Raw genomic sequence first — 7,012 nt, 5'->3', positions numbered from 1 at the left:
TCAATCACCGTTTCACCATCATTGGGAATGTACACCACAAGTCAATCATCTATTGTAAAAATTGTCCAAGGTAATGAGACATTTTGCATTTTTTTTACGAAGAAAGATCAGGCTTTCAGCAGGGTAAAAGGGCGGGAAATACGACGAATCGATTATGTCTCATTGGTTTTTTGAAGAGACTTGAAGACAAATGGAACAATTGTTATGCTTAATTGAATTAGATAAACATTTTATACTAATTTATATAGGGGTAATGTAAAACTCAGCAGACAATCCAAACGAAATATTCTCATTCTTCCCAAACAACAAACATATGCCCATAGTTCGCAAAACTCATGCTTGGTTTTAATTTTCTAACACAAAACAGTTGACTCGAACTATTGTTATACTAATGGTTAAATAACCATGCGAAAAAATAATCCGAATCAAACCCAAGAATTATTATTTAAAAAGAATCAGAAAAGTGGATTAAAAACAATCTTACTCACGTTTGCATTAATCAATTCATTCGGATTGTTTTTCTGCAAAGAGGAAACTAAAGAATCGGGACTCATTCCCCTCTCCTTAGCATCCATCATCATGGCAAAAGAATCCGAAGAGCAGGATCGAATCAACCAGTGTACAGGAAACATACCAGGTATTGCTTGCACAACGGTGACTAATCAATACCCAACAGACCTTCGTCAGGTAGAACTTTACGATTCGGGAAATCGTTTTTCTCAAGTGGAAGTAACAGGTGTTCCTATCATAAAAGCAGATTGCACTACTTATTACCAAATCAATTGGGGAAACAACATCCCCTATTCTAGCACTAGATTATATCTAAAGACAACAGACGGTGAAATTTGTGGGATTGGTTGGGAAACTCAAGAAGGAAAAAGGACGACCAAATTACTCGAGTTAGCAGGTTCAGAAAAAGAATTAAAGTCTGTGACTGAAATCAATGCGAATGGTATGACATTAAAATTTTATCGGTAGGCATAGACTTCAAAACCGAAACCTGGAAACAATTTTTTCCATAGAATCAGAAACTTTTTGCAAACGATCTGCTTCCTCCGAAATTTCGCCAAATGTAGTTGAGATTTGAGAATGATTTTCCCATAATTCTTGCAAATTGGTAGTAGATGTTTCTGTGTAAATGGTTTGTAACTCCATCTCTCCAGTGATTTTTTCTGCATCGAATTGAAACTCTCCTACCAGATCTTTCAGAGATTTCACATTGTCAGAACTGGTTTCACTGGTTCGACCAAACATTTGAACTACCTGAGAAATCTCTTCAAATTTAGATTTTACATCTTCATTGGTGGAGATGATTTCTTTCATAGATTCCAAACTTTCTTTAGAAGCCACTTGTGATAACTTCACCACTCGTTTGATTTCTTCTATATTTTTTGCTGTTTCATCCGCAAGTCGAGATACTTCTCCTGCCACTACAGCAAATCCCCGTCCCATGGAACCAGCACGTGCAGCCTCAATGGATGCATTTAAAGAAAGTAAATTCACCCGATCTGATATATCTTCTACGATAGAAATGGCGGCTTTGATATTTTCGCTCATCTGGTTCATCATTTCTACTTTTTCATAAGCGGACTGGATGGCGTCTTTTGCCACCTTTACCGTTCCAATCGAATGTACGGTGTTTTGTGCTAACTCATCTGCTTTTTTAGAAAGATTGGTCATCTCTTCTGTGACACGAGTGAGTTCTGTAGCTAAAAAATTAGTTTTGGCTTTTTGGGAAAGGACACGTTCATACGTTGCCTTGGAAAGATTTTGGATTTGGTTGACTGATTCAAAAGTGGAATCAAGTTTGTTTTTTTCTGAAACAACTTGTGAATCAATCAAACCACCTTTATCCAAAATGACTTTTGAAGTTTCGGAAAGTGAAACTGCTTCCTGTTTTGCGGTTTGAAAATACTTCCGTAACGAATCCATAAATAAATTTAATTTGGTAATGGTATGGCTTAGGTTTGTTGCCGAAAGTTGGGGAATGGTTTCTGCAAGTTCCCCTTTTGATAGTTTTTCAATCGAATGGTTTAAATTTCCAATATCATCTTTTAAAGATTTACTACCAATATAAGCGGCATAAATCATAATCACAACCATCATCCCAAAAACTATGGGCATTTGATAGAACCAATAGGGAGACCTGAAATCTGCAAGAAGGATGAGAAACAAATAATAACCAAAAGTCAACATTGGTAATAATGCGACAGCAATCATGGTAAAAAGATTTCTTTGAAAAACACCGAAAATTCGAAATTTAGATTCGTCCAAAAGGATTTCAGCCAAAATTTTTGCCTTTAGTACAGGACTCAAATACACTTCTGTTTGGAAATAAAATGCAAGGTAGATGATTGGCATAAGCATCATACAAGCATAGGGTAATGCCATGATTTCTTTCCATGGGAGATCCAAAACTGTAACGGCAAAAAAAGAAAATCCAAAAATGGAAACAGTCCAACGAATGAGGATAACCCTTCCTTCCCAATGAGGATGTTCGAGTAATCCTTTTTTTAATCCAACTAAAGTATTATAGTCATTTTCTTTGGAATAGTCCAACAAACGTTTGAGTCTTTTGTTTCGAAGGGTTATCCCCACAACCAAAGGAACAAGGGATAAAAGAGTTCCGATGATTGCAAGTTTGATGAGAGTTTCTGAATCAAAACTTGATGCAAATAAACAAAAGTTGATGAAGTAAGGAAAAATTAATAAGTATAAGGGAGCTTCAATGGCAACTGTCAATTTTCTAATCAATCGATTCTCTGTCATTTGCCGCACACCCGCCTTCTGATTTGTCTATATTTTAAGAAATCCCAAGAGACTTCACCTATTTTCATAATTTTTTCTTATGAAAACAAAACTAAGGGATCGTTCAGGATTCGTTTTTATCTCAACCGAAAGTGTATTTCATTCAATAGGTTGAAGTTCTAAAATAGAAATTTCCGATGGTGCACCCAATCGGAATGGAGGTCCCCAATACCCAGTACCTCGACTCACATAAATTTGTGTGTTCTGGTACCGGTGTAATCCAGAGACAAATTTTTGAGCTAAATAAATCAAAATGTTACCTGGAAAAAATTGTCCGCCATGCGTATGTCCAGAAATTTGTAAATCGAATCCAACTTTGTTAGCTTCATAGATGCTATTGGGTTGGTGGGCCAATAAAACCTTATAATCACAAGATTCACCACCTTCCATGGCTCGTTTTGGGTCTGTTTGGTGGGATTTGATCATAGATCCAGCAGTTAGATCGGTCACTCCAGCCATAAGCAACTTAGCATTGCCCACATTCAGAGTTTGGTTCTGATTCAGTAAAATATGGATTCCTAATTTTTCAATTTCCGGTAACCAAGAAAGTACCCCCGAATAGTATTCATGATTCCCAGTCACATAAAATGTTCCATATTTGGATTTGATATCAGCAAGCGGCTTTAGATGGTGTTTGAGAGTGGATGCGGGCCCATCTACCAAATCTCCGGTAATCACAACCACATCTGGAGTTTGTAAATTGATTTTACTGACAACACGGCGTAAAAACTTTTCCTTAATGGTCGAACCAATATGAACATCCGAGATCTGCACAATTTTAAATTCATGCAAATCAGGATGTAAGTCCTTTACAGGAATTTTAACTCGTTTGTATCGCAAACGAACATGGGCATTATAAAAACCAAGAGAACTAAGAGCCGTTGCCAAGGCAATGGTAGAGAAAGCCAAACTAAAGTTTTTTACTTCAGTCACTCCATCAATGGGAAATCCAAATCGAAGCAAACTGGAAAACAAAATTTGAGAATACTGGGTGATGATCCCTAAGTCCGCCAGACGGAGTAAATCCATGAGAAGTACCAATGTGAATAGAATGGAAAAAAATCCAAAGTTGGTGAAGGTGACATAGGCAAAAAAAGTTTGGGTTTTTTCTCTTTTGGAGATCCTGCTCATTACATAAGTCAGGGGAACGAGGAGAACCAGTGCCCCAATTCCAAATAAAATCAACGTAACTAAGGGTCCATTCAGTGAAAGTCCTGAGATTAAACGAAAGGTAGAATAATAATAGATAAATCCGAGTAAGGATGTCAGAACGGACAAAAATAGGAAGAATGCTTTCAATCAAATTACCCTAATCTTTGGACAGGGTGGAATTCAGGAAAGTTGCAGTTATTTTTATAGAAGGTTTAGGATGAAAGAAAAAGATACAGTTCGAACGAAGTCCGATGTGATACTCATCGGTGCAGGAATTATGAGTGCCACACTAGGAGTTCTTTTGAAAGAACTTGCTCCCCACCTAACAATTACCGTATTAGAAAGATTGGATGCAGCAGCAAGAGAAAGTTCCAACGCTTGGAACAATGCGGGTACCGGACATTCTGCATTTTGTGAATTGAACTACACAATCGAAAACGAAGATGGATCCATCCAAACCAAAAAAGCCCTGCAAATAGCAGAATGGTTTGAAATTTCCAAAGAATTCTGGGCTTACCTTTCTGGCACCAAACGAATTTTAGATGCCGATGAATTCATCCATTCCGTTCCTCATTATAGTTTTGTTTGGGGGGAAGAAAATGTGTCTTTCCTTAAAAAACGTTTCGAAGCCCTAACCAAATATGAGCTTTTTAAAGACCTAGTTTATACAGAAGATAAGGATACATTGACCGAATGGCTTCCTCTTGTAATGAAAGGTAGAGAAAGTTCAGAACCACTAGCGGCAACCAAGATGGAACTGGGAACCGATGTGAACTTTGGAACATTGACAAGGGCCATGTTTCGGTATTTAGAAAGTTTTCCCGATGTCCATGTACATTACTTTGAAGATGTAAAAGATTTGGAACGTGGGGAAAATGGATTTTGGCACCTAACTTCGAATAACATTCAAACACATGAAAAAGAACATCATGAAGCAAAATTTGTATTTATTGGTGCGGGAGGGGGAAGTCTTCCCCTCTTAGAAAAATCGGATATCCCAGAGGCTGCTGGGTTCGGAGGATTTCCTGTGAGTGGCCAATGGTTACGTTGTCGCAATCGCGATGTGATCAAACAACATTTTGCAAAAGTTTACGGCAAAGCCAATGTAGGTTCTCCGCCTATGTCTGTACCGCATTTGGATACAAGAATCATTGAAGGGAAAAAAGAATTACTTTTTGGGCCTTACGCTGGTTTTACGACTAAATTCTTAAAAAAAGGATCTTACTTAGATTTAGTAAAGTCTTTGGAATTTGATAATATTTTCCCAATGTTATCTGCCGGAATGCACAACCTACCTTTAACAAAATATTTAATCAGCCAAGCCATGCAGTCCCATGAAGACCGTATCGATGCTCTCAGAGAATATTTTCCTGAGGTAAAATCGGAAGATTGGGAATTGGTGGTGGCGGGACAAAGAGTTCAAGTCATCAAAAAAGATGAAGAAGAAGGCGGGGTTTTGGAATTCGGAACAGAAGTTGTTTCTGCCAAAGACGGATCTCTCGCAGCCCTTCTGGGAGCAAGTCCAGGTGCCTCCACCTCGGTTTCAATTATGTTAGAAGTGTTGGCCGATTGTTTTCCTAAAGAAATGCAATCTGATGAATGGAAATCTAAATTAAAAACAATGATCCCCAGTTTCGGGGAATCAATGAAAGAAGATCCTGAAGTTTGTATTTCCAGCAGAAAAAAGACGGAAGAACTTTTAGAATTAAACCGAGGAGCAGGTGTTAGCTCCCGGGCCTAAGGCCTAAAATCGAAGATCATGTCTTTTGAGCTTTTAAAAAACTAATTCTTTTTTCTAAGCTCAATCACTACTTTTTCTTTGGAGTCCACATTGTACATGGCAGAACCTTGTGTGGAATCGATAATCCTTTTGGAATTCACACCCTTTTCGCGAAGCACTCTGGAGATGGCTTGGGAACGTTCAAACCCCAAATCATAATTTTCATAATTTCCCGGAACATCTTCCCTAAAGGGAGTTGTATAAGTAATCACTTGCACATCAAAATCTTTGTATTCATTTTCTAAACTGCGAGCAATTGCATCTAATCTTGCTCGTCCTTCTAAATGGATCCGACTTGTTGGCAAATCAAAGATCTCACTAGCGAGGAATACAAAACGATCTAGTTTGTTCTCCACTACTGGTTCTTTTGTTTGGATTGGAATTTCTGGACTAACAGAATCTACAACCTTAGTTGTTTTGATTTCAGGTTCCGGAGTATTTGAACCCAAAACTGAGAAGGAAACTCCCATACCAAATTTTACAAAAGTTTCTTCGAAATTTCCTTTGTTTCTAAAACCAGAATTAGGTGCTTCATATTTAACCATATATACATTTGAATGTTCTACTTCAGCATTTAAGAAAAATCTATGGTTCACATGGTATCTTACACCGAAAGCACCAAACACACGATTGGTGGCTCCCCCATGTTTGTATTCGTATCCCGATCCACCACCAACCCGAAAATAAGGATCCGTTGGATTATTGGGTTGGAGGTGAAAAAACAAACTTAAATCTGCCGAAGGTGCAGAGAAAATTTCTCTTTTCCTTTGAAGTGCCAAACCGTAAATTTCACCATCATTCAATCGCCTAAGCAAAGTTCCATATTCAGGTGATCCTAAAGCAAAAAGCGCAATGTCCCTTTGGTCTACGCTTCTAAATTTTGATGCAGTAATTGACTGGTAGGATGCAGAAAGTCCGATCCCAATATATCGAAAGAGACCATATTCAAATCCCAACTCACCGACATTACTAGAAAGTTGAGTTTGGTTTTTGACAAGAGTTTGCAATATATAATAATTTGCGAAATTAGATGTCAGAGTTGTGTAGGGGGAATTGACGACCAAATTAGTAGGGAAATTATTTTCTTCTACTTTTTTCTCCATGGTGCCAGAATTGGAACCAATCCCTCCACCACCGTTCCCATATAGAATTAATTTTCCGCGATCGAAACCTTGGCTATAAAGGAAGGAAAAAGGGATATGAAGTAAAAATCCGTACAAAATAAGAAAATTTTTCCAATTCATTTTCTGCATGAGTGATTTTGAAAAGTAT

5 protein-coding genes are annotated in these 7,012 nt (G+C 37.8%); 2 read left to right on the top strand and 3 right to left on the bottom strand.

The window, feature by feature from the left end; genetic code table 11:
- Window positions 1–405 precede the first annotated feature (405 nt).
- Entirely contained in the window at window positions 406–978 is a 573-nt protein-coding gene (locus EHQ24_RS03100; protein ID WP_135600226.1) for a hypothetical protein, read from the top strand.
- A 9-nt stretch (window positions 979–987) separates the two neighbouring features.
- On the opposite strand, the gene EHQ24_RS03095 is transcribed toward EHQ24_RS03100, so the two are convergent.
- Both EHQ24_RS03095 and EHQ24_RS03090 read right to left on the bottom strand, forming a co-directional pair.
- Window positions 988–2,769, bottom strand: coding sequence for a methyl-accepting chemotaxis protein (locus EHQ24_RS03095; RefSeq protein WP_135600225.1), 1,782 nt, complete (start codon window positions 2,767–2,769; stop codon window positions 988–990).
- 138 nt (window positions 2,770–2,907) lie between these two features.
- Window positions 2,908–4,107 carry a metallophosphoesterase gene (locus tag EHQ24_RS03090; RefSeq protein WP_135600224.1) on the bottom strand — a complete coding sequence of 400 codons (1,200 nt, stop codon included), beginning with the start codon at window positions 4,105–4,107 and terminating at the stop codon, window positions 2,908–2,910.
- 70 nt (window positions 4,108–4,177) lie between these two features.
- On the opposite strand from EHQ24_RS03090, the gene EHQ24_RS03085 reads away from it, so the two are divergent.
- Complete coding sequence (locus tag EHQ24_RS03085) at window positions 4,178–5,701, top strand: malate:quinone oxidoreductase (RefSeq protein ID WP_135600223.1); 1,524 nt, start codon at window positions 4,178–4,180, stop codon at window positions 5,699–5,701.
- A 41-nt stretch (window positions 5,702–5,742) separates the two neighbouring features.
- Here the strand turns inward: EHQ24_RS03085 and EHQ24_RS03080 are convergent, their stop codons facing one another.
- On the bottom strand, window positions 5,743–6,984 hold the full coding sequence (locus EHQ24_RS03080; RefSeq protein WP_341867221.1) for an OmpA family protein: 1,242 nt from the start codon (window positions 6,982–6,984) through the stop codon (window positions 5,743–5,745).
- Window positions 6,985–7,012: the final 28 nt, after the last annotated feature.

Source organism: Leptospira noumeaensis, from assembly GCF_004770765.1.
In the GTDB taxonomy this organism is placed as follows: domain Bacteria; phylum Spirochaetota; class Leptospiria; order Leptospirales; family Leptospiraceae; genus Leptospira_A; species Leptospira_A noumeaensis.
The sequence above is the reverse complement of the archived record's forward strand: the minus strand, read 5'-3'. Positions and strand labels throughout refer to the sequence as shown.

Coding starts and splice junctions, on each gene's coding strand:
- EHQ24_RS03080 (WP_341867221.1), bottom strand. CDS start 6,984: ATGAATTGGAAAAATTTTCTTATTTTGTACGGATTTTTACTTCATATC.
- EHQ24_RS03085 (WP_135600223.1), top strand. CDS start 4,178: ATGAAAGAAAAAGATACAGTTCGAACGAAGTCCGATGTGATACTCATC.
- EHQ24_RS03095 (WP_135600225.1), bottom strand. CDS start 2,769: ATGACAGAGAATCGATTGATTAGAAAATTGACAGTTGCCATTGAAGCT.
- EHQ24_RS03100 (WP_135600226.1), top strand. CDS start 406: ATGCGAAAAAATAATCCGAATCAAACCCAAGAATTATTATTTAAAAAG.